The organism is Chitinophaga sp. Cy-1792, from assembly GCF_011752935.1.
Lineage (GTDB): Bacteria > Bacteroidota > Bacteroidia > Chitinophagales > Chitinophagaceae > Chitinophaga.
Genome location: NZ_VWWO01000001.1, coordinates 649644 through 672816 on the forward strand (window position 1 = coordinate 649644; position 23173 = coordinate 672816).

Below are 23173 nucleotides of genomic sequence, written 5' to 3' on the forward strand. Positions count from 1 at the left end.
TTTATATTTCGGCATTAACCGTGATAACGGTATTGGCTTTCTGCAGAATCTTTTGCGTTCCTGTTGTTAACATCAATTTTCACGCGGGAGGTATCGTCGTGTGACTTAACGCTCGTATCCTCCTGTAATTGAAGGCCATCGCTGGTAGACTCCATTCTGTAGTGGCGGCGGTGATGTCTGAACCGGAAATCACCAAAACCGTCGAAATCGAAGTTATCACCCACTACATAATTGTAAGTATCAGGACTAAGGCTGTTATAGATATTTTCTTCTACATCCAGGTGTTTGCCTTTCGGAACTTCTACGTTTACAATGAGGCGTTGCAGGCGGTACCTGGTATTTTTGGTGATACCGAAGCCCAATGGCAGTACTATTACAGAATCTTTCTGTGCGATACTGTAAATGATAGCACTTGCATTGTTCTGTGCATCGCCCGGGTTGCGACCTTTTGCAAAACGTACCAGTTTCAGATGGAAGTCGTTATCCGGGCTCTGGCTGATTCTCAGGCGTACATCAGGAATAAGCATGGTATCTGTCGCGTTGAAATCTTCCATCCAATCACCAAAGTCGATATCATCATTATTATCCAGGATGGATAATCTTGGCCCTGCTTTCAGGTACAGCTTACCAGCTTTGGGCTGTGTAATGGCCACATTTTCAACGGTGGTAGAGCTTCTGCGGGTTTCTCTGCCCAACTGTCCTGCCACAATAATGGCGAACACCAGACCAAGAATCCAGAGGAAAGTCAGCGTAGGCGTTACATAGCGTACAGACAGTCTGGAGCCGGTAGCTACGCGGATCAGGAAGATGACCAGTGCCAGTACCGGGATACCGATGAGGAGGCCGGTGGCTGCCCAGAACATAACCGTCTGGCTTCCGCTGGAGAATGCGAGTGACTGGAACGGAATTATGGCCGCAGAATACATGGTGAGCACAATGCCCAATACCACCAGAACGAACAGTAATACGATGGCAAAGAAGATAAAGAAGCTCTTGCTGATAGCAGTGATTACTTTACCTAAACCTCTTGCCAATCCCAGGAAGAAGCGTTCAAAATCGCTACCTATTTGTTTTCCGCGGCCCTGAGAAAAATTTCGGATATCATTTCCGGCATTTTTAAACTGGCCTTTTAAGCTATTGATTTCTTCCTGTACGGTATTCTTGATATTATTCAGATCTACCTTCTCCCCTCTCATTTCCAGCTTTTCAGCGGCGGTTTCAGCATAAGGTGTTGCAATCCAGAGGATAACATACACTACAGCCGCAGCACCAAAGGAGCCAAGTACAAGCAGTGCAAATACTACACGGAAGATCACCGGGTCCAGGTTGAAATAGGCACCTAATCCACCACAAACACCACTTAATACTTTATTGTCCGGGTCGCGGTAAAAGCGTTTACGCGGGCGTGGTTCGAAGGTATCGTTATTGGATTTCTGTTGTTGTTGCTGATCTTTAGGCGCTGCCTCGTCGAACTGCTCAGGTGTACCCATGGAGAGTTTCACCGCTTCCACGTCTGCGTCTGTGATACAATGTGCACCATTTTTCAGTCTATCCTGAAATACTTCAGCGATACGGGATTCAATATCTGTGACAATTTCATCACCACCTTCCTCCCTTGCGAAGTATCTTTTAAGGCTGTCCAGGTACTGGCGAAGCACCTCGTAGGCGCTGTCCTCAATTGGGATCAACCTGCCTGACAGATTTATGTTGATAATCTTTTTCATTTTATGTGATTTTGGGTTTTAGGTAAAAGGCGTGATTAGATGTTACTACTATTTTGAGTCAGCTGATGTACCGCATTAGCCAGTTCGTTCCAGGTTGCTTCCAGTTCCTTATAGAAGAGTTCTCCTTTTTCGGTCATGGAAAAATATTTGCGGGGTGGTCCTGAACTACTTTCTACCCAGCGGTAGGTAAGCAATTCTGCATTTTTTAATCTGGTCAATAAAGGATAAAGTGTGCCCTCCAGGATGTCCAGTTTCGCCTCTTTCATCTTCTCAATGATGTCTGAAGGGTAAGCTTCTCCTTGCTTGATGATAGAGAGGATACAGAATTCCAGTACCCCCTTCCTCATCTGCGATTGTGTGTTATCAATGTTCATGGCAAGTGAGCTTTTGTTATCTTAATGGTGGTTGGTTGAAACCTTATTCTCAACCTAACAATACAAATGTAGGAAGAAATTTACTACTATGCAATACACAATACCATATAAAGCAAAATAACTTGCTTTGAATATTACCTCAATTGATGTTGCAACATCAACATTTATAAGAACTTACACCAACTTATATAATCTATTTATAATAAGAATATTATGGATGAACGGTAAAAAACAAGGATAAGCTATTGTTAAAGCGCTTTAACATTTTTTTAATTGGCATGCATGATAATTATCATTTTCCTCAGTTATTTTTGTGATGACGGCTAATTATATGAAAAGAGCGATCGGCATATTTCTGTTGGCACTCATGGTGTCTCAACTTCTTCCTATAAAAGAGGTTGGAAAGATCCTGTTCAATAATCAGATTGTCGAAGAACATCCGGTAGAAGGAGGTGATCATATTAAGATTGCAAAGGAGTTAAAGTTCTGCAATTGGTCGGACGAGTTATTAAAACTTAGTCCGCTTTTAGAATTGAACACCGTCCGTTTTTTATCCAACGAAGATATTCCTAACAGTCCTGCCCAGGAAATACACTGCCCCCCTCCAAACATCTTCATGGCCTGATTACATAGTACGCTGACTGCGAAGCAGTACGGCACCTCTAATTATTACATTTTTATTTAACGCTTTATTTGTCGCTACGCGCGGATCATCGTGTGTCTATTACTGTGGTATTGTCAATACCGGTATCAGATACGTTGTGCATGTCCGTTTCTGTAGCTCTTTAATCTGGTGGGTTTAATACTTCCACGGTTGCGGCATCGTTGTGTGCTGTCGATCCGGGAGTCTGATCCTTCATCTGGAAAATCTTATTGCCATGAACAAACAGACATCCATCTTTTCGAACATAAAAGGCGACTTATCCGCCGGTCTTGTAGTTTTCCTCATTGCTGTGCCGTTGTGTTTAGGTATTGCCCTGGCCTCCGGCGCGCCACTCTTTGCCGGCATGATTGCCGGTATTATTGGCGGTATCGTAATAGGATTCTTCAGCGGATCACAGCTGAGTGTCAGCGGCCCTGCCGCCGGACTCACCGCCGTGGTATTAACCGCCATTACCAAGCTGGGCGCATTCGACGTATTTCTGCTGGCAGTAGTCATTGCAGGAGCCATTCAGCTGGTGTTCGGTCTTGTAAAGGCCGGCACCGTAGCCAACTATTTCCCGTCCAACGTTATTACGGGAATGTTGACAGCCATTGGTATCATCATCATCATGAAGCAGCTGCCTTATGCCTTTGGGTATGACAAAAGCAGCGACAACGCATATGCGTTCATTGATGCAGAGCACACACTCTTTGCAGCCTTTAACCATATCAGCCTGGGGGCTACCATTATAACCTGTATATCTGTATTAATTATTCTGTATTGGAGCAAAATACCCAAAGTCAGCGTAGTGCCGGCGCCACTGGTGGCAGTTATTGCAGGAATCATCCTGAACAAGGCTTTCTCCGGTAGTGCCGTGCTGGCCCTGGGTGCCAATCACCTGGTGAGTTTGCCGGTACCCGGCAGCATCGATGATTTCCTCGGCCAGTTTACCTTACCTCGTTTCAGTGCTATTGCCAACAAGGAAGTGTGGCTGGTAGCCATTACGGTAGCTATCGTGGCCTCCGTGGAAACATTGCTCAACGTAGAGGCAACAGACAAGCTCGATCCGCTGAAACGCCACACCTCTCCCAACAGAGAGCTCAAAGCACAAGGTATTGGTAACATTATCAGCGGACTGATCGGCGGCTTACCGATTACCTCTGTAATTGTAAGGTCCAGCGCCAACATCAACGCCGGTGGCCGCACCAAGCTGGCCTCCATGTCACATGGTATATTACTGCTGGTATGTACCGCACTGATCGCACCGTTTCTGAATATGATACCACTGGCTACCCTGGCGGCTGTACTGCTGGTAACCGGTTATAAACTCTGTAAGATCTCCATCTTTAAAGAGATGTTCAAAAATGGAAAGTACCAGTGGGTGCCTTTTGTGGCAACAGTAGTAGCTATTGTTTTTACTGACCTGCTGATCGGTATCGGTATCGGTATGGCTGTGAGTGTCATCGCGATCCTCAGAGGAAACATGAAAAGCTCTTACTTCTTTCGCAAAGAGAAATATCAGCATGGCGACAGCATCCGCCTGGAACTGGCACAGGAAGTTTCTTTCCTGAACAAAGCCAGCATCCTGCTTACGCTGGACCATCTGCCTGCAAATACAACTGTTATCATAGACGCTACCAAAACGGCCTATATAGATTTCGATGTATTGCAGACCATCCGCGAATTCAAGGAAATAAAAGCACAACAGAAAAATATCTCTGTAGTACTAACGGGTTTCAAGGATGTATATAATATCCAGAACACCCCAAACTTATCAGCAGATCAACAAGTGAAGATGACTAACGGACATGTACACACGATTGCCTCTGGCACACACAATGATCTGCTTAAAGAATTACAATTGAATTAAAGAGGCATAATGATGATAGGAGAAAACACGGAAACCATGCTCCTTATCGGACAATTATTTAAACATCTAAAAGAAGAAAAAATGAAAACACTCGATAAAATTGCTCAAGCTAACATTACACCAAAACAAGCCCTCGACTTACTGAAAGCGGGCAATGTCCGCTTCGTCGAGAATTTACGCATAAACCGCAACCTGTTACAGATGGTGAATGACACCTCCAACGGACAATGGCCAATGGCGGCCATTGTCAGCTGTATGGATTCCCGCACCTCTGCTGAGCTGATCTTTGATCAGGGCCTGGGAGACATATTCAGTATTCGTTTAGCCGGAAACGTTATTTCCGAAAACGTATTGGGTAGCCTGGAGTACGCTTGTAAAGTGGCTGGTTCCAAATTCATTGTGGTACTGGGTCATAGCAAATGCGGTGCGATCAAGGGTGCATGTGATGCCGTAGAACTCGGCAACCTGACGGCCCTCCTCGGAAAAATCACCCCGGCAGTGTATGCGGAAAAAACCGTTAAGGAAGATAGAAATTCACATAACCCTGAATTTGTGGAAGCGGTATCCAGAATTCACGTAGAACGTTCTGTACAAGCCATTATGGACCAGAGTGTTATTCTCCGTGATATGATCCTGAAGGGAGAAATCGGTATCATCGGCGCCAGCTATGATGTAGAAACCGGTGTTGTTGCTTTTATGGACCATACGCTGATCCTGGAAGGAATCACTGAAAATGCGACTGCCCTGGCAGTTTAATATAAGAGCCTTTTATTAAGAAAAGGGAATGTCTGTGTTAAATCGGAACGGCGTTAACAGCGCCCGCCTGGCAATCGATTTAGGGGTGATTGCCGGGTAGCTGTTAACAGCCGTTCTTTATTACTGTTGTTTAGTTGTAGTTTTATGTAAATGAAAAGCGTCCCCACTTGTGTGGAGACGCTTTCTTATTTATAATCAGTTTTCAGGCAGATGCCTATATTTTAGCCAGTCGTTCTGCAGCCCGCTCCAATGTTTCGTCCTTTTTTGCAAAGCAGAAACGCACCACATGGTCATCTTTACCCTTATCATAGAAGGCGGAAACCGGGATCGCTGCTACGCCAAACTCTTTCGTCAGTCTGATCGCAAAATCCTTATCACCTTCATCAGAAATACGGTCGTACTGCATCAGCTGGAAATAGCTGCCTTTGGTGGATAACGGTGTAAATTTAGTACCCCGCATCAGTTCCAGGAAATAATCACGTTTTTGCTGGTAAAAAGCCGGCAGCTCCAGGTAATGGGACGGTGTTTCCAGGAATTTAGCCAGGCCATACTGCATTGGTGTATTCACAGAGAAGCAAAGGTACTGATGTACTTTTCTGTATTCCTGTGTCAGGTGTTTGGGTGCGATACAGTAACCCATTTTCCAGCCGGTATTGTGGAATACTTTTCCAAATGAAAAAGTAACAAAACTGTTTTTGAAAATATTCGGATATCTGAGTATGCTGTGATGTTGTTGTCCATCAAATACAAGATGCTCGTATACTTCATCAGACAATACCAGCAGATCAAATTCTGCCACAATCTTTTCCAGCTCACGGATATCATCTTCCTGTAAAATACTACCTGTAGGATTATGTGGTGTATTTATCATGATCATCCTCGTGCGGGGCGTAATTTTGTTACGCACTTCCTGCCAGTTGATACGATATTCCGGGAAAGATAATGAGATCAGTACCGGTGTACCACCGTTTACGAGAATATTGGGGATATAGCTGTCGTAAGCAGGTTCAAATACAATTACTTCATCACCCGGACGTATATACGTTGCAATAGCGGTGAATATGGCGTAGGTGCCACCAGGAGTAATGGTTATTTCGGATTCCGGGTCTATGTTCTGTTGATAGAGACCTGCTATTTTTGTGGCTATTGCACTTCGAAGCTGCAGGAGACCCGGCATTGGTGCATATTGGTTATGCCCCTGTTGCATGGCCTCATTCACCATCGATTTCAACTCATCACTGCAATCATAGTCAGGGAAACCCTGCGAAAGATTTATGGCTTTGTTTTCTGCAGCCAGTGCTGACATGACAGAAAAAATGGTAGTGCCAACATTAGGCAGTTTTGACATGAGATCGTATATAGAATTATAAGAACTTTTCGCCTTTGTTTCGTTTGATTTCTGAAACGTAATCCTTGATTTGCTGCTCATGATCTTTTTTAGCGATCAGGAGAACGTCGGGCGTATCGATTACGATCATTTCATCCAGTCCCTGGAGGAGAACGAGTTTTTCGTTAGGAGCCTTAACCATACATTTGGTAGCATCGATTACCACTACATTTTTTCCCTGAACAGCATTTCCCAGGTAATCCTTCTCGATATTTTCATACGCGGAAGCCCATGTGCCGAGGTCGCTCCAACCAAAGTTGGAAGGAATAACGTACACGTTATCCGCTTTTTCCATGATACCATAATCGATGGATATGTTGGTACATTGCGGATATACTTTTTCTATTGCTTCTTTCTCTGCAGGTGTATTCAATGCAGGCGTACTCAATTCAAACAGTTCATCCACTTCGGGCAGGTATTTTTTTAGTGCCGTCATAATGGTTTGAACATTCCATACAAAGATGCCGGCGTTCCAGAGGAAGTCGCCACTTTGGATAAAGGTTTTCGCCAGTTCCAGGTTAGGTTTTTCGGTAAATGTTTTTACCTGGTAAACGTTATCTGCAACATGTTGTGGTTCGAACTGAATGTAGCCATAGCCGGTGTCGGGGCGGGTAGGCTTGATGCCTAATGTCAGCAGGGCGCTATGTTTTTGTACAAAGAGCAGTGCATTCAGACATGCATTTGTAAATGCGGTACCATCGAGGATCAGGTGATCCGCCGGCGCACAGATGATGTTAGCCTTCGGGTCCTGTTTATTTATTTTGTGAGAAATATAAGCGACACATGGCGCTGTATTTTTCCTGGAAGGTTCACTTACAATATTCGCCAGCGGAAGTTCCGGTAATTGGTCGGCCACTTTATCCGTATACTGGTGATGGGTAACAACGAAAATATTATCTTTTGGAATAAACTGGGCAAATCGCTCATAGGTCCACTGTAATAGGGTTTTGCCGGTATTCAGAATATCCAGGAATTGTTTTGGATTATCTGTTCTGCTATGCGGCCAGAAGCGGCTGCCGATACCGCCAGCCATAATTGCCACATAAAAATGGTTATTAAGTTGTGTCATTTTATATAATTCCTTCTCTTATTAAATCATGTAAATGAATAATGCCGGCATATCTCGTATCATCCATCACCAGGAGCTGTGTAATATCATTTTTGCGCATCATTTCGAGTGCATTAATGGCCAGTTCATCCTGTTGAATAGTTCTGGGATGGAGAGACATGATATCCGTGGCTGTAATGGTTGCCGTTGGAACATTTTTCTCGAGCATTCTGCGCAGGTCTCCATCTGTGATAATACCCTGCAGTATACCGTTCTCATCCAGTACAGCAGTCACACCTAACATTTTCGAGGAGATTTCTACGATCACATCTCTTAAAGAACTGCTTGTCAGTACCTTAGGAGCTTCATGCAATTTACTGAGGTCTTGTACCTTTAGGTATAATTTCTTACCTAGTGCGCCGCCCGGGTGGAATTTAGCGAAGTCAGCAGCTGTAAAACCATGCCATTCGATAAGGCAAACGGCGAGTGCATCTCCCATTGCTAACTGTGCGGTGGTGCTGGTAGTAGGGGCAAGATTGTTAGGACATGCTTCCTGGCTGACAGTGGTGTTCAGAATATAATCTGCTTCAGCAGCAAGGAAGGAGCTGGTATTGCCAACCATGGCTACCAGTGTATTCCCAAAGTTTTTCACCAGTGGAACGAGAACTTTTATTTCAGCAGAAGTACCACTTTTGGAGATACACATCACAATATCATCCTGACGGATCATTCCCAGATCACCGTGAATGGCATCAGCTGCGTGCATAAATAAAGCCGGCGTACCGGTAGAATTGAGCGTAGCAACTATTTTTTGTGCGATAATGGCACTTTTACCGATTCCTGTAACAACCAGCCTTCCCTCAGCAGTAGCGATCAGTTCAACAACCTTCTCAAAATCTGCATCTATAAATTGCTGCAAATCATTGATTGCTGTCGCTTCCATTGCTATTGTGCGTTTGGCTACCTGTCCTATATTGATGGTTTGATTCCCTTTCATGACGATGGAACAAATTTAATCATTTTTAATCAGCCCCCGAACTTCCTTAATTAATATTGCCACTCCGCACTTTTTTAAGTAACTTCGTGTCCCCTAAAAAACATATAAACTAAATTTGCTATTTGTTAGTTCTTTAGAGTTTACCGTATAAAATGAAATGCAATGGCTGTTGTTAAGGAAAGTTTGATGGATGCATTACGCGAACATTTCGGGTTCGATTCCTTTAAAGGAAATCAGGAGATTATTATTAAAAGCATCCTGTCAGGCAAAGATACTTTTGTAATTATGCCAACTGGTGGAGGTAAGTCACTATGCTACCAACTCCCCGCTCTCATGAGTCCTGGCTGTGCACTCATTGTTTCTCCCCTTATCGCTTTAATGAAAAACCAGGTTGACCTGGTACGTGGTTATAGCAGTAAGGACAATGTGGCTCACTTTTTAAATTCAACCCTCTCAAAAGCGCAAATTAAAAAAGTGCGCACAGACCTGCTTTCCGGTAAAACCAAGATGCTATACGTAGCTCCTGAAACACTGACAAAACAGGAAAATCTTGAATTTTTCAGAGATCTCGAGATCTCCTTCATCGCTGTAGATGAAGCACACTGTATTTCTGAGTGGGGTCATGACTTCAGACCGGAATATCGCCGTCTGAAAGAAATGATTGAGCAAATCAGTGATAAATTACCGATCATCGCGCTGACAGCTACTGCTACACCGAAAGTGCAGAGCGATATCGTGAAAAACCTCGCGCTGAACGATCCTAATATCTTCATATCATCTTTTAACCGCCCTAACCTGTATTATGAAATCAGGCAGAAGCGTAAGAAAGATCAGACCATCAAGGATATCGTAAAATTTATCCATTCACATAAAGGCAAAAGTGGTATCATCTATACGCTCAACCGTAAGACAACCGAAGAATTGGCCGATATGCTGGTGGCTAACAATATCAAGGCGGTTGCTTACCATGCCGGACTCGATCCTGCTACCAGGGCACAACGCCAGGATATGTTCCTGCACGAAGATGTGGAAGTAATCGTTGCTACCATTGCCTTCGGTATGGGTATCGACAAACCGGACGTTCGCTTTGTTATTCACTATAATATCCCTAAGAGCCTGGAGAACTACTACCAGGAAACCGGTCGTGCCGGCCGCGACGGACTCGAAGGTATCTGCGTATGTTTCTATTCTCATAAAGATGTGCAGAAACTCGAACACCTCATGCGTGATAAACCACTGTCTGAGCGTGAAATGGGTGCACAACTGATCAATGAAACCGTGGCATATGCCGAAAGTGCTGTTTGCCGCCGTAAGGTGATCCTCCACTACTTCGGTGAGAATTATGAAACCGAGGATTGTGGACAATGTGATAACTGCCGTAATCCTAAAGAAAAAATCGAAGTGAAAAACCGTGTGGTAATTGCCTTAAAAGCAATCCGTGCACTGGAAGAACGCTTCGGCAGCGAATACGTAGTCAATATCATTACCGGTAAAACCGGCCCGCAGATCGCGACTTACCGTCATGATCAGCTGGAAGTATTCGGTGAAGGAAAAGAATTTGATGCACACTTCTGGAATTCCCTCCTGCGTCAGATGATGCTGGAAGGTTTGATAGATAAAGATATTGAAGAATATGGCCTGTTGAAAGTAACAGAGAAAGGAACCAAATTCCTGAAAAAGCCTTATTCTATCATGGTGGCACTCAACCACCAGTTTGATGATGAGAGTGGTGATGATGAAGAAGAAGCTGCTGCTGCGGCACACGCTTCTGCAGATCCGGCACTCTTTGAAATGCTGAAAGAACTACGCAAAAAAGTTTCTAAAGAAAGAAATCTGCCTCCGTTTGTCATCTTCCTGGAAACTTCCCTGGAAGACATGGCAACACAATACCCTACTACCGTTCAGGAACTGGAGAAAATCCAGGGCGTGAGCAAAGGTAAGGCTGTACGCTATGGTAAACAGTTTGTGGATGTCATCTCCAAATTTGTGGAAGAAAATGATATCACCAAACCGGATGATTTCGTGATGAAAAGCGTTGTGAATAAAAGCGGCCTGAAAGTATTTATCATTCAGAACATTGATAAAAAAATACCGCTGGAAACCATCGCTAAAAACAAGGAACTCACCATTGCCAAACTGCTCGATGAAATGGAAACCATCGTAGCCAGTGGTACCAAACTGAACGTGGATTATTGTCTGGATGAAGAACTGGACGACTACGCTCAGGATGAGATCATGGAGTATTTCAAAGGCTGCGAAACTTCCAGTCTCGCACTTGCACGCGAAGAGCTGATCGATAGTGATTATTCACTGGAACAGCTGAAACTGATGAGAATTAAATTCCTGGTGGTATACGGTAACTAATACCATTTCCCGGATTAGCATGTGATCATAATAAGATTTTATGAGTGTCAAAAAGATACAGGAAACCATTGCTCCTGCCAGAGAACAGGTAGTTGCACACCCGTTATACGCCGAATTACAATCGCTGGATGATGTACGTACTTTTATGAAGTACCATGTATATGCCGTTTGGGATTTCATGTCTTTATTAAAAGGACTGCAACAGCAGCTGACTTGTGTAAACGTTCCATGGATACCTAAAGGCAGTGCTGCTACCAGGTACCTTATCAATGAAATTGTTACCGGCGAGGAGAGTGATGTAGATATGAACGGCGATCGCTGCAGCCATTTCGAGCTTTACGAAAAGGCAATGCTGCAGGCCGGCGCAGATACTACAGCTATTCAACATATCATAAAGGAAGCACAAAAAGGAACGGCGGTAAAGAATATTATTCAGCAGGCGGATCTTCCTGAAGCGGTGAAAGGTTTCCTCGGATTTACATTCGATGTTATCGCCACCGGTAAGGCACATATTATGGCAGCCGTATTTACTTTCGGTAGAGAAGACCTCATCCCGGATATGTTCTATGCTTTAGTAAAAGATCTGGACAAAAAATTCCCTGGCAAGCTCACGACTTTCATTTATTATCTGGAAAGACATATAGAAGTAGATGGCGATCATCATAGTCAACTGGCCATGCAAATGGTACAGGAGCTCTGTGGTGATGATAAAAACAAATGGGACGAAGCGGCTGAATATGCCCGCCAGTCGCTGGTTTGGAGACATGAGCTCTGGTCTGCCATCCTCAACGAAAAAGTTTTTTTATAAAAAACTGAAAAAAAATTTTGTGAATTCAAAAGTTTATGTACTTTTGCAATCCCATCACACGAGACGGGGCACAAAATAAAGATGGTGCGGTAGCTCAGTTGGTAGAGCAAAGGACTGAAAATCCTTGTGTCGCCGGTTCGATCCCGGCTCACACCACACAAAAAAGGTCACTGAAAAGTGGCCTTTTTTTATGCCCGTAACTCCCGGTGATACGGATGTTCAAAGAGAACGCACCGTGCAGCGGCGAGCTGGTGAGTGAATATGGTTGTCTTATGTGATCCCGGTCGTTTTGATGCCTCCGCTGTCTCATTTGCTGTCTCACTTTGTCAGCAACTCCCGGAGACGAAAAAGACAGGAGGAACTCCTCCTGTCTCCTTCCTTGTGTTAATTACATCAGCTTACAGGTATAGCACCAGATCAGGCTCCTCGTACCACCGAATATTGTTTATGAATGGACTGAAGGAGCGGCCCCCATTGTCCTTGTAGTCTTGATTTACTTTAGAACGTAAAGGTTTCCGTCTTTCCGCTTCCTGCCCGCTTGGTATCCCCCACCTCAAAGCGGAATTGGTACGTCTTATTAATCAAAAGCTCGCTTGAAAATTCATCCTGTACCAAATACTTCGCATACATGCTTCCTTTCTGATACAGGTTACCTTCAAAATAGGAAAAGTTGTCCACGTATTGGTATCCTGCCTGTTTTTTCTGAGCGATAAGGTTATCCTTAATCCGCATTAGCAATGGCTTATTGTAACTTTCTCCGGATAGAATGATCGCTTTGGGCTTATCATCATCGTTATAAACGATTTCAATGTTCGCCGTGACCTCCTCCCCGGCGCTAAAGATTGTAACAGTTTCCTTATCCTTATACTTCGCATATAACCGGTCAAGGTCTGAGATGGGACTTGCTATTTTTTTCTGTTTCACGGGAGTACCAGACTTCGCCAAAATGCTATCGATCAAAGACATTTCACGCTTTGCGGGTGCTACAGTCTTTAGCTGTTTAGGGTTGCTTTGAGATAGGCAAGGCTGAGAAAGGGCCATCACAACCAGCAGACAGTACATGTTCCTGATCATAGTTCTTGTTTTTAGGGATTCAGCTGCTAAAGATACAGGTTCCCCTAGTTCTTGACATCTGTATTATCGGCAAAGAAAGATACCGGCAAAATATACGGGAGGGAATTTTCGGAGGCCCGTCCAGAAAAATGGAAATTGAATCAATAGAAGAGAATAGCACTATCGCCATGGTGAAACTACGCTTGGAAAGTTCAGAAAATTATTTTGTCTCTTACAATTCGCTTGTGCTGGATACGGATAATGAATGGCGGATCGTCAACAACCTGGCAGTGGTGGAAGCCAGGAAATAAGGGACACGGCTTCATGCTTCCATCTTACAAACTTATTTCTTCCCCGATCTGCACAGAGTAGATATTTCCCCACTCCTTTTTTCCCCGAAGACAGCAAGCAGTTCATAATGAGCTGCTTTTTTTATTTATGTTAATACCTATATATTTATATTGAAATCCCTAAGTGTTTTATACAATTAAAATAAATTACTGATCATAACTGGTTCATCCCAGACTTGTATCTGTTTACCTATTACACCCACTATGAAGTATCTATTAACTATCGGCCTGTTACTGCCTGCCTGCTTTGCATTTTCCCAGGTTACCTACCGTGATGCCAATAGCAACACAATGCCTTTAAAGAAGTATGACAGCACCTACAATCTATCCGCCCTTGTGGATTATATCCACACAAATACAAATAATACGGAAGATAAAATGGTGTTTACAGATCCTGCTTCTCTTATAGGCCAGCAAATCACATTTTTGCAGCTTAACAGGGGCAAAGAACCCATTTATCCTGCCGATACCCTTATGTCAGAGTTTTTTACAAAAGCGACGTCTGTAAAGACGCCCGCTGCAAAGGAGGAAGTAAAGGGATTTCTCAAGCAATCATTCAAAGGTATCCGGGTACTGGATAATTCATCTCAAAGGGAATCTAGTGATCCTGGTAATAAAATTATAGGGCCAACTAATTTATACAAACCTATTTCTGTTGTAAACAGGATGGAAGAAACGGTAAGGTACTACACCAATTATTCTTCCCTGGAAAATAAGTCCTTTACTATTACTAATGCTAAACTTACGCAAAACGAAAGGGCCTCTTATTATGATTTTGAATTAAAGGACGCGGCGAACGAAGTAATATTCTGGAAGTTTTATGTCAACAAACAAAGAGATTATGGTATTGTCATAAATGGCTACCTCGCGAAACTACGTACCACTTATCTTAATACAGACCTTCACATGTACCAAAGCGACACTAACCACACAAAGTTGTACTTCAATAGGCTGGATAACGAGAAATACACCTATGCCATTGACAAAAAATGGCATTGTACAGATGTTACGTTCCTGATGAATAAAGATTTTAAGTATGCTGCTTTGTATGTCATACTGAAAGACGAAGCCGGACTTGAAATAGCAGCAAACCCTAACAAGGATTATTGGTCAGGAGATCTTGCGATTGCGAACCTTTATACAGATGAAAGTTACCTGGCACAGAAAGAGAAAGATAAGCAGCTGGCAGCAGCGAAACTCGCCGCTCAAAAATCCAGTGAGATCAGAACGGCTAATGACGTGAGAAAATTCAAGGCGGAAATGATCAAAGAATATGGACCTGTAAATGGGGCACTGATTGCGGCTGGACAGGTAAAAATAGGCATGACGAAAGATATGTGTGAATCTGCATGGGGTAGGCCTTTAGATTACATGGAAGGTAAGGCTGTTGGAAACCAGGCAGTAGAAATCTGGGTATATAAAGAAGGACGCTCGCTTCATTTTGTCAATAATAAACTGGTACAATTCCTTCAGTAAAGGTTATTGTTATACTATTAAAAGCCAGCAGATTGAATCTTCAATCTGCTGGCTTTTTATTGTTACTCCGATTTAAGACTTTCTACTGCATTAATCCGGATAATATTCCGCGTCATCCCTCCTACTATCATTGTAACCAGTACCACTACAAACATTACCACTGCAACAAAAGGGGTGATCCCCAGTTCTATCCTGTAAGCATACCCGTTCAGCCATTGCTGTAGCATATACCATCCTAAAGGCCACGCAATCATATTGGCAATGATCATCACCAGCGAAAACTCTTTCATAAACAGACTCAATATATTAAAGGCAGATGCGCCCAGTACTTTTCTTACACCCATTTCCTTTTTCCGGGCAGTAATACTTAAAGCAGTCATACCGGTGATACCCAATACAACCATCAGTAAAGCTATTACGGTTGATAACCTTGCCGCCCGCAGCATCTGTGTTTCCTTTTCATACAACGATGCCAGCACATCATCCATAAAGCGGTACTCAAATGGCTGCTCAGCAAATAAGTGCTGCCATTTATCTTCTAAGGCTTTAACAGATGCAGATAGCGGCCCGTCGGTTAATCTGATGGTCAGATAATTATAGAGATTCAGCTGGTAAACACTCAGAAAGCAGACCGGAGAAATTGCTGCCTGCAATGATCCCGGATGAAAATCCTTTGTTACGCCACTAATCTGTAAGGGCATGCTGTTATTATATTGCCGGAGATACTGATGGATGGCTTTTTCGGGGTCACTCCATCCTAAAGCACGGGCTGCGGCTTCATTGATAACAATCTTATCCGCATCAGCAGCATTTCCCTGATAAAAACTGCCGGCAGCCATTTTAATATTGTAGGTCTGCAGGTATCGTTCATCTGTTGTGAATGTCAGGTTGGTAATGGCGGAAGTAGAGTCTGCCGAAGGTTTATACAGCATGATAGACCCTGCATTGGCACCGTCCGGCAATTCAAAGGAAAACGTTGCATCTTTCACGGCAGAGAGGCTACGCATTTCATCTCTCATCAGCTTAAGATGTGCAACCCCTTCCGGGGTCCAGTCACGGGGTAGCTTTACTGTTATCAACCTGTTCCTGTTGTAGCCAAGGTCTTTGTTCATGAAATACGTTACCTGCTGCTGTATGGTGATGGCTGCAACAAAGACGATCATGGCTGTTGCAAACTGAACTGTTACCAGTCCCCTGCGTAATAATAACCGGTCTTTTATTTTTAGTGTTCCACCTTTTAAGGCTTTTACAGATGATTGTGCAGATAAGAAAAATGCGGGGTAGATGCCTGCCAGCAATCCGGTTAGCAACAATATCGCAATAGGAACGCCTATAAACCATATCGGAAAGGATTGGAAGCCTGGTAGTACCCTGCCCGTTAACTGCCCGAAAACAGGCTTTAAAACGACAAATAATACGAGGGAAAATATACTGGCAATTGCCGCCACCAGGATGGATTCCAGCAACAACTGAATAATAAGTTGTGAGCGTAGGCCTCCTATCGCTTTTCTTACACCAATTTCTTTTAGTCTGCCGGCAGAATTTCCTATCGTGATGTTAATAAAGTTTATCAGGGCCATCAACAGAATAAAGAATGCTACTATGCCAAATACCAGCACCATTTTCAGTGCCAGGCCGTTATGTTGTTTCATGTACCACTTTTGCAATGGCATGGGCACGACCTTCAGCCGGGAGGATATATCTCCGGGGGCATATTGCTGAAGCACAGTGCTGATCGCTGCATTAAGCTGTTCCGGAGCTACTCCTTTCTTCAACAGCACATAGGAAACAATGTAAGGGTTCTGCCAGGCTGTGAAGCCGGCGTACCGGCCGAAATATTTTAGGGCTGCAGGGCCCAGAAATACCTCATCTCCCGGACTATAATAATTTGTCACTGTATTAAATGGCAGGTCCTGCAATACACCGGTTATCTCAAAGTCTTTATTGTTGCCATCAAACGACTGTATCTTCAGCGTTTTGCCAAGTACGTCGGTTGTTCCGAAGAACTGTTTTGCTTTATTCGCCGTTATCAATACGGCATTAGGGGCCACCATGGCCGTACGTGGATCTCCTGCCAGTAATGGCTGCTTAAAAACATCCAGAAAAGTGGAATCTCCCAGCTGCAATCCTATGCGGAAATGTTTATCCTTTACCGTTATAACGGTATTAATGCCATCATGACAATAAACCTTTTCTACCAATGAGGGGTAGTTATCCTGCAATATTTTTGCAAGATTTCCTACAGTGGCCAGCTCCACGCCGGCATCAGGATTTTTCCACTTGCTTTGCAGCTGAACAATTCTGTTGCTCTCCGGAAAGTTGTTGTTTACCGTATACTCCCCCCATATATACGCGCCAATCAGGAACAGAAAGGTTAATCCCGTGCAAAGACCCAGGATATTAATGAGCGTAAAAAACCGATGCCTGGATAAATTCCGCCAGGCCACTATAAAATAGTTCTTCCACATTTTATCTGTTGTTAGCCTGCCTCCCTCCACGAAAAAAATGCCCAGCTATAACTAATTGTTAATCAACAGTTTGCTCGGTTGCACGTGTTCATTTACGTACAACAGCTGTTCATCCGTGTACAGGACTACAAAGGATAAAATACACTCTTATTCAGAATATCACCTATTATTTCCGTGACCTCGGCCGACCGCTGCTCCATACGGATACTTGAATTCTTTACCAGCATATCCACCGTATGCATACTTCCTCTCCCTATCATTCTTTGCAGCTCCGCCTGCATTTCACCGGTAATTTTCCTGTCATCCTTGTAATTATGGACCAGTACAAAATAATGTACGCTATAAGACTGTTTGTTCAGAACCTGAATAACGTCACTGATATCATGCGGCCCTTCAAGATACAAGGCCAGATTCAGGACAAAATGTACACCCAGCTGTGTATGACTGGCCAACACCTTGTTTAGCTCTGCAATATATTCTGTGGTAGTACATCGTGAGTTATTCGTACCCATCACCGCAAATTTATTGTGCGCGCCAAAACGCGGAGCAATAAAAGGAGTCTTAAGCGGGAAAAAGTTTTTCCGGCCGAATATTCTTACAACTGTATCAAAATGCCCTGAGTTAGGGAGATTGATTAATACAAAGATTCTGTTCGGGTTAACCATAATGTGTGGGAGAAACTTGTTTCCAGAATAGGTTTTTTTTCAGTTGTTATGGCCAAAATGGCTAAAAACAATGGTATTCGAATCCGATTAGTGCTCGTCCAGACCATGCGCTGTTTTTAAAGGATTTTTCCCATATAAATCTATCTAGCATAACACCAACTATCATCAGTGTTATAACCAGAAATTACGCCTTTCTTAACCGCCAATCCTTTACTGGATGTTAACAAACTCATGATTAAATATTTTTTAACAAAAAAGATACACTCACTATATAGTATATACGCAGAAAGTCATCTTTTTGAATCACCTCCGGATAATATTTCACTAGCTTATCTGAATTACTTATTCTTTATTTGTACTTTATACACTTAATCCGCCGTTAGAAAAAATAATACCATGAAGAAATTCACCACGTTATTGCTGGTACTCTTTTCTGCATCCACCTATGCACAAAATCAGCCGATAAGAATCACGACCAGCAATGTAAGCCTCGTATTCACCACCAATAACCAGGGACGACTCATCCAACGTTACCTGGGTAAAAAATTAGCTCCCGAAAATAGCGATACACTCAATAAATCGTCGCAGGAAGCTTATGTCACTGCCGGCATGGAAAGCCTGTTGGAACCCGCCATCAGACTTATCCATAACGATGGTAATCCCTCCCTGGAATTAAAATACCAATCTCACCAGATTACCAAAAAAGATAATAACGTCACCGATGTGGATATCTACCTGAAGGATCCCGTTTACCCGGTAAACGTTATACTCCACTTCGAAAGCTATTATAAAGAAGATATCATCAAAGCATGGAGCGAAATAAAACATTCCGAAAAACAACCGGTACGCCTGACAGACTACTCCTCTTCCATGCTGCACCTCAACGCAGATAAATATTACCTTACCCAATTTCATGGCGACTGGGCCCGGGAAGTTAATATGGTAGAAGAACAACTCACGCCCGGTATGAAAATACTGGACAGTAAACTCGGTACCAGAGCCAATATGTACGAGTCCCCTATGTTCCTCCTGGCTGTGGATAAACCTGCAACAGAAAACAGCGGTGAAGTAATCGCAGGTACACTGGCATGGACCGGTAACTTCAGGTTCGCATTTGAAGTAGATCAGCTGAATGCTCTTCATATAAACGCCGGTATTAATCCCTATGCCTCCGATTATATGCTTCAGCCGAATGAAGTATTTACCACGCCGGCACTCATTTTTACACTTTCCACCACCGGTAAAGGACAGGCTAGCCGCAATTTCCACCACTGGGCAGTGGAATATGGTATCCTCGATGGACATACACCACGACTCACCCTGCTCAACAACTGGGAAGCCACCGGCATGGACTTCAACGATAAACGCCTTACCGAATTATTTGGTGGCGCCGCCAAACTGGGTGTAGACCTCTTCCTCCTCGATGATGGATGGTTTGCCAATAAATACCCACGTAATGCTGATAATGCCGGACTCGGCGACTGGGAACCTAATAAAGCCAAACTCCCGCAAGGCCTGGGCTACCTCGTTAAAGAAGCCGAAAAACAAGGCGTAAAATTCGGTATCTGGCTGGAACCTGAAATGGTGAACCCGAAAAGTGAACTGTATACCAAACATCCCGACTGGATCCTCCGCCTGCCAAACAGAAGCGAAAACTATTACAGAAACCAGCTGGTCCTGGATCTCACTAATCCTGCCGTACAGGATTTCGTATACGGAATCGTAGATAAAACACTTTCCGAAAATCCCGGTATCGCCTATATCAAATGGGATTGTAACCGTATGCTCACCAATCCTTATTCCCCATACCTGAAAGAAAAACAATCACATCTCTTCATCGATTATGTTCGCGCTTTCTATAAAGTAATGGACAGAGTAAGAGCCAAATATCCACACCTGCCTATCATGCTCTGCTCTGGTGGCGGCGGTCGGACCGATTATGGCGCCATGAAATACTTTACCGAATTCTGGCCAAGTGATAATACAGATGGCCTGGAACGTATCTTCATTCAATATGGTTATTCACATTTCTTCCCTGCAAATACTATGTCGGCCCACGTTACCAACTGGGGCAAGCAATCACTGAAATTCAGGACCGATGTTGCCATGATGGGTAAGCTCGGTTATGATATCAAGGTAGATGCATTTACAGATAAGGAAATGCAATTCTCTCACGATGCTGTAACTACGTATAACCGTATACGTGATATAGTATGGTATGGAGATATGTACAGAATTATTTCGCCGTATGAGGAAGAGCGCGCTGTATTCCAATATAACAGTACAGATAAAAAACATGCGATCGTGTTTAATTATCAGATGAATGTTAGAAGAAAGGAATTATTTGAAAATGTAAAGCTGCAAGGCCTGGACCCTAAGCAACAATATACCATCAAAGAAATTAACCTCTTCCCGGGTACAAATTCAGCACTGAAATTTAATCAGACATACAGCGGTGATTACCTGATGAATGTCGGTTTGAACCTGGTGCCACGCGCCGTTGCACTGACCAGTAACATACTGGAAATTACAGCAGAATAATCCGTGAAAATATATCGTGAAAAGGTCTCTCTCTACAGTGTAGAGAGGGACCTTTTCATTTTACGTTAATATAGGTTTCGTACCTTCATAACCATTTTTCGTTCCCTGCGTTATTAATTAAACAGAAACATCCTTGCAACAGCTTTATTCATTTATCTATAGTATCGACTGGCACCCATATATGAAAATGGGCAGCACTATTCTTGTCACGCTGACATTGATTGGTGTGGTCTTTACTATTCTAATGGAAAACCGGAATCCGGTGAAAGCTATTGCTTATATCATGCTGCTGGTTTTCGTTCCTGTACTCGGATTGATCATTTACTACTATCTGGGTAGAGATTACAGGAAGAAAAGAAGGTTTACATTAAAAGGTACCAAGGATGAAGTGTTGTTTGAGAGTTATATGCAGATGCAACGTGCAGAACTGGAACAGATGCAGCTGGAACTCCGTCAACTGCAGGGAAAGAAGCAGGAAATATCTGCTATGCTGCTGAATACCCATCAATCTATTCTCACTAAAAATAACGAGGTGAAAATCCTGGTGAATGGTGAAGAAAAATTCCCGGAAGTATTCAACGCATTGCGTAATGCAAAACATCATATACACTTCGAATATTACATCATTACAGATGATGATATTGGTAAAGAATTACTCAGTATTCTGCTGGAAAAATTACAGCAAGGTATACAGGTAAGATTCATTTATGATGACATGGGCAGCAACCATATCGGGAAGATACCTCAGCTGCTAAAACAACATGGTGCTGAAGTTTACGCCTTCGCGCCTGTTCGCATCAACTTTTACGTAAATGCCAATTACAGAAATCACAGAAAGATAATTGTTGTAGATGGGACGGTTGGATTCGTTGGTGGAATTAACATGGATGATCGTTATCTCAACAACGGCAAACATGAATTATTCTGGCGCGATACACATCTGAAAATTGTTGGTGATGCAGTGAATATTTTACAGCTCCAATTTTTGATGAGCTATCGTTATTGCAGTAAGAAAGTTTTTCCTTTTGCATATCCATATTTTCAGCGCTCTGCCTGTGTTGGTACTTGTTTTACGGATATCGTGGCGAGTGCGCCTGATTCTGAATGGCCGATGGCAATGAATACGATGGTGATGGCTATAAACGTTGCCCAGCGCAGGATACGCATTACCAATCCCTATTTCATTCCTACGGATCAGATATTATCTGCCTTACAGGTTGCCGCGCTTGCCGGTAAAGATGTGGAGTTATTATTGCCTTATCGCGGAGATTCATTTATCGTGCAGCATGCAGCACTATCTTATCTGAAACCTTTACTACAGGCAGGTGTAAAAGTATACTTCTATACTCGTGGATTTATACACGCAAAAACAATGGTAATAGATGATAACTTATCCTGGATAAGCTCTGTCAATCTTGATAACAGAAGCTTCTACCTGAATTGTGAAATTGGAGCGATGATGTATGATGAAGAAACAGCGAAAAAACTAAACAGAATTTTTGATGAGGACCTGTTATACGCAGCGCCTGTCCAGGAAACGCGCTGGAATAAGAGAAATCCCCTGAAACGCTTCATGGACAGTGCTTGCAGATTATTAACGCCATTGTTGTAATCAGTATTTTTCTTCTTCAAAATCTTCATCATCTTCCACAATATCATCGTTGGTTTCTTCAAGGTCTTCGTGCCTGTCGCCGCCAATACTATAGATATTATTTTCTTCATCTTCGGCGCCGATTTCTTCTTCCTCATCATCCAGATCTGAGCCGGGAACATCCAGGTCATCGCCTACTTTATCCTGTCTCCAGGTTTCGTCCTGTTCATCACTTTTGGAAGGACTTTTTCCTGGCTTATTCGGTAATTCACTGTTGTGCCGGAAAGAACGGGTAACCTCATCCATATCAAGATCTACTTCATTATCTCTGTTATCCGTATTCATAATATCTTCACTTGCAGGATATTCGGGATAACCAGGAAATTCTTCCTTCTTCTTTTTTCCTTTTTGTTTATCGTCGCTTTGTTTCGGAGGATTAGTTTTTTTAGGTGCCATACAATTAAGTTTTATAAGATCAGAAAGAATATTGTGCCACATAGGGAAGTCTGGCTGAAAAAATAACAATGCAGTTGGAGGATTGTTCACATACCGCTGTGGTGGCGGATTATAAGCGTTATCTGCCATTAAATAACCGTTATAAAAGGAGGATATAGAAACAAAGGTGGAACTGTCCGGTTTTTGCCACGATCAGTGGATTTTTATAGGTGGTAATTATAGGGATTGCTTTATGGGAGATATGCTCGCCATGAATCTGTTGCAGTAATTATTTTAGATTTTCGGGAGATGATTGACACGGATGGTATTGGTAGGAGAAATTGAATTTATTGGGTAGAAAGACAGCTGCCTTATTTCGTTTATGCATTAACGTGAAATACCTGCTCACTTATTTTTTCAGAGAAACGCATTTTTTTTCGGGGGGATAATTTCAACAGGATTATCTGTAAATATTATTCGGAAGAATTTTTAGTCCGACTTTTTAGATAAAGACCCCGGCAGTAAAATTTGCCTCTGAACCTGAATCAAAATTTTCGGAAATGGCAGGCGAATTGATTTTTCCACTGATTTTTGGACAAAGTCCTTTTAAAGGTCTCCTTCCC

The 23173-nt window shown here is 43.1% G+C and carries 18 protein-coding genes and 1 tRNA gene; 10 read left to right on the forward strand and 9 right to left on the reverse strand.

All coding sequences use genetic code 11. The features are described 5' to 3' along the window. Positions 1 to 14: 14 nt before the first annotated feature. Positions 15 to 1724, reverse strand: a complete 1710-nt coding sequence (locus tag F3J22_RS02735; RefSeq protein ID WP_167014047.1) for a PspC domain-containing protein — start codon at positions 1722 to 1724, stop codon at positions 15 to 17. A gap of 35 nt (positions 1725 to 1759) precedes the next feature. Beyond that, positions 1760 to 2098 (reverse strand): PadR family transcriptional regulator, encoded by a 339-nt coding sequence (locus F3J22_RS02740; protein ID WP_167014049.1) that lies wholly within the window; start codon positions 2096 to 2098, stop codon positions 1760 to 1762. A 331-nt stretch (positions 2099 to 2429) separates the two neighbouring features. Here F3J22_RS02740 and F3J22_RS02745 point away from each other — a divergent pair, with 331 nt between their 5' ends. The 3 genes from F3J22_RS02745 (at position 2430) to F3J22_RS02755 (ending at position 5367) form a co-directional block, all read left to right on the forward strand. Continuing rightward, positions 2430 to 2723, forward strand: a complete 294-nt coding sequence (locus tag F3J22_RS02745) for a hypothetical protein (RefSeq protein ID WP_167014051.1) — start codon at positions 2430 to 2432, stop codon at positions 2721 to 2723. Between the two features lie 253 nt (positions 2724 to 2976). Continuing rightward, complete coding sequence (locus tag F3J22_RS02750) at positions 2977 to 4611, forward strand: SulP family inorganic anion transporter (protein WP_167014053.1); 1635 nt, start codon at positions 2977 to 2979, stop codon at positions 4609 to 4611. Between the two features lie 9 nt (positions 4612 to 4620). Next, on the forward strand, positions 4621 to 5367 hold the full coding sequence (locus F3J22_RS02755; RefSeq protein WP_304487935.1) for a carbonic anhydrase family protein: 747 nt from the start codon (positions 4621 to 4623) through the stop codon (positions 5365 to 5367). Positions 5368 to 5581: 214 nt separating this feature from the next. Here F3J22_RS02755 and F3J22_RS02760 read toward each other — a convergent pair whose 3' ends face one another. The 3 genes from F3J22_RS02760 to F3J22_RS02770 are packed head-to-tail and all read right to left on the reverse strand — an operon-like array spanning position 5582 to position 8799. Then, positions 5582 to 6715, reverse strand: coding sequence for a methionine aminotransferase (locus F3J22_RS02760; RefSeq protein ID WP_240154988.1), 1134 nt, complete (start codon positions 6713 to 6715; stop codon positions 5582 to 5584). 16 nt (positions 6716 to 6731) lie between these two features. Next, positions 6732 to 7823 (reverse strand): mannose-1-phosphate guanylyltransferase, encoded by a 1092-nt coding sequence (locus F3J22_RS02765; RefSeq protein WP_167014057.1) that lies wholly within the window; start codon positions 7821 to 7823, stop codon positions 6732 to 6734. Between the two features lies 1 nt (position 7824). Beyond that, positions 7825 to 8799 carry an SIS domain-containing protein gene (locus tag F3J22_RS02770; RefSeq protein ID WP_167014059.1) on the reverse strand — a complete coding sequence of 325 codons (975 nt, stop codon included), beginning with the start codon at positions 8797 to 8799 and terminating at the stop codon, positions 7825 to 7827. 162 nt (positions 8800 to 8961) lie between these two features. Here F3J22_RS02770 and recQ point away from each other — a divergent pair, with 162 nt between their 5' ends. The 3 genes from recQ (at position 8962) to F3J22_RS02785 (ending at position 12127) form a co-directional block, all read left to right on the forward strand. After that, positions 8962 to 11163 (forward strand): DNA helicase RecQ, encoded by a 2202-nt coding sequence (gene recQ, locus F3J22_RS02775; protein WP_167014061.1) that lies wholly within the window; start codon positions 8962 to 8964, stop codon positions 11161 to 11163. 40 nt (positions 11164 to 11203) lie between these two features. Further along, positions 11204 to 11971, forward strand: coding sequence for a DUF3050 domain-containing protein (locus F3J22_RS02780; RefSeq protein WP_167014063.1), 768 nt, complete (start codon positions 11204 to 11206; stop codon positions 11969 to 11971). An 83-nt stretch (positions 11972 to 12054) separates the two neighbouring features. Beyond that, a tRNA-Phe gene (locus F3J22_RS02785) sits at positions 12055 to 12127 on the forward strand. Between the two features lie 342 nt (positions 12128 to 12469). Here the strand turns inward: F3J22_RS02785 and F3J22_RS02790 are convergent. Then, on the reverse strand, positions 12470 to 13045 hold the full coding sequence (locus F3J22_RS02790; protein WP_167014065.1) for a hypothetical protein: 576 nt from the start codon (positions 13043 to 13045) through the stop codon (positions 12470 to 12472). 128 nt (positions 13046 to 13173) lie between these two features. Here F3J22_RS02790 and F3J22_RS02795 point away from each other — a divergent pair, with 128 nt between their 5' ends. Together F3J22_RS02795 and F3J22_RS02800 are read left to right on the forward strand one after the other, a co-directional pair. Beyond that, complete coding sequence (locus tag F3J22_RS02795; RefSeq protein WP_167014067.1) at positions 13174 to 13335, forward strand: nuclear transport factor 2 family protein; 162 nt, start codon at positions 13174 to 13176, stop codon at positions 13333 to 13335. 243 nt (positions 13336 to 13578) lie between these two features. Beyond that, positions 13579 to 14850, forward strand: coding sequence for a hypothetical protein (locus F3J22_RS02800; RefSeq protein ID WP_167014069.1), 1272 nt, complete (start codon positions 13579 to 13581; stop codon positions 14848 to 14850). 62 nt (positions 14851 to 14912) lie between these two features. Here the strand turns inward: F3J22_RS02800 and F3J22_RS02805 are convergent, their stop codons facing one another. Together F3J22_RS02805 and F3J22_RS02810 are read right to left on the reverse strand one after the other, a co-directional pair. After that, complete coding sequence (locus F3J22_RS02805; protein ID WP_167014071.1) at positions 14913 to 17318, reverse strand: ABC transporter permease; 2406 nt, start codon at positions 17316 to 17318, stop codon at positions 14913 to 14915. A gap of 125 nt (positions 17319 to 17443) precedes the next feature. Then, positions 17444 to 17830, reverse strand: coding sequence for a hypothetical protein (locus tag F3J22_RS02810; RefSeq protein WP_167014073.1), 387 nt, complete (start codon positions 17828 to 17830; stop codon positions 17444 to 17446). 549 nt (positions 17831 to 18379) lie between these two features. Between F3J22_RS02810 and F3J22_RS02815 the strand changes: the two genes are divergently transcribed. Both F3J22_RS02815 and cls read left to right on the forward strand, forming a co-directional pair. After that, complete coding sequence (locus F3J22_RS02815; protein ID WP_167014075.1) at positions 18380 to 20524, forward strand: alpha-galactosidase; 2145 nt, start codon at positions 18380 to 18382, stop codon at positions 20522 to 20524. A gap of 133 nt (positions 20525 to 20657) precedes the next feature. Beyond that, the gene (cls, locus tag F3J22_RS02820; protein WP_167014077.1) at positions 20658 to 22136 is read left to right on the forward strand and encodes a cardiolipin synthase; all 1479 of its coding nucleotides are present in this window, start codon (positions 20658 to 20660) and stop codon (positions 22134 to 22136) included. On the opposite strand, the gene F3J22_RS02825 is transcribed toward cls, so the two are convergent. Further along, complete coding sequence (locus F3J22_RS02825) at positions 22137 to 22571, reverse strand: hypothetical protein (protein ID WP_205195137.1); 435 nt, start codon at positions 22569 to 22571, stop codon at positions 22137 to 22139. Positions 22572 to 23173 lie beyond the last annotated feature (602 nt).

What these genes read in the sequence shown, in the direction of transcription:
- F3J22_RS02800 (WP_167014069.1), top strand. Translation starts at nt 13,579, where the DNA reads ATGAAGTATCTATTAACTATCGGCCTGTTACTGCCTGCCTGCTTTGCA.
- F3J22_RS02755 (WP_304487935.1), top strand. Translation starts at nt 4,621, where the DNA reads ATGATGATAGGAGAAAACACGGAAACCATGCTCCTTATCGGACAATTA.
- F3J22_RS02745 (WP_167014051.1), top strand. Translation starts at nt 2,430, where the DNA reads ATGAAAAGAGCGATCGGCATATTTCTGTTGGCACTCATGGTGTCTCAA.
- F3J22_RS02815 (WP_167014075.1), top strand. Translation starts at nt 18,380, where the DNA reads ATGAAGAAATTCACCACGTTATTGCTGGTACTCTTTTCTGCATCCACC.
- F3J22_RS02825 (WP_205195137.1), bottom strand. Translation starts at nt 22,571, where the DNA reads ATGGCACCTAAAAAAACTAATCCTCCGAAACAAAGCGACGATAAACAA.
- recQ (WP_167014061.1), top strand. Translation starts at nt 8,962, where the DNA reads ATGGCTGTTGTTAAGGAAAGTTTGATGGATGCATTACGCGAACATTTC.
- F3J22_RS02770 (WP_167014059.1), bottom strand. Translation starts at nt 8,799, where the DNA reads ATGAAAGGGAATCAAACCATCAATATAGGACAGGTAGCCAAACGCACA.
- F3J22_RS02790 (WP_167014065.1), bottom strand. Translation starts at nt 13,045, where the DNA reads ATGATCAGGAACATGTACTGTCTGCTGGTTGTGATGGCCCTTTCTCAG.
- F3J22_RS02765 (WP_167014057.1), bottom strand. Translation starts at nt 7,823, where the DNA reads ATGACACAACTTAATAACCATTTTTATGTGGCAATTATGGCTGGCGGT.
- F3J22_RS02750 (WP_167014053.1), top strand. Translation starts at nt 2,977, where the DNA reads ATGAACAAACAGACATCCATCTTTTCGAACATAAAAGGCGACTTATCC.
- F3J22_RS02735 (WP_167014047.1), bottom strand. Translation starts at nt 1,724, where the DNA reads ATGAAAAAGATTATCAACATAAATCTGTCAGGCAGGTTGATCCCAATT.
- F3J22_RS02810 (WP_167014073.1), bottom strand. Translation starts at nt 17,830, where the DNA reads ATGGGTACGAATAACTCACGATGTACTACCACAGAATATATTGCAGAG.
- F3J22_RS02780 (WP_167014063.1), top strand. Translation starts at nt 11,204, where the DNA reads ATGAGTGTCAAAAAGATACAGGAAACCATTGCTCCTGCCAGAGAACAG.
- F3J22_RS02805 (WP_167014071.1), bottom strand. Translation starts at nt 17,318, where the DNA reads ATGTGGAAGAACTATTTTATAGTGGCCTGGCGGAATTTATCCAGGCAT.
- F3J22_RS02760 (WP_240154988.1), bottom strand. Translation starts at nt 6,715, where the DNA reads ATGTCAAAACTGCCTAATGTTGGCACTACCATTTTTTCTGTCATGTCA.
- F3J22_RS02795 (WP_167014067.1), top strand. Translation starts at nt 13,174, where the DNA reads ATGGAAATTGAATCAATAGAAGAGAATAGCACTATCGCCATGGTGAAA.
- F3J22_RS02740 (WP_167014049.1), bottom strand. Translation starts at nt 2,098, where the DNA reads ATGAACATTGATAACACACAATCGCAGATGAGGAAGGGGGTACTGGAA.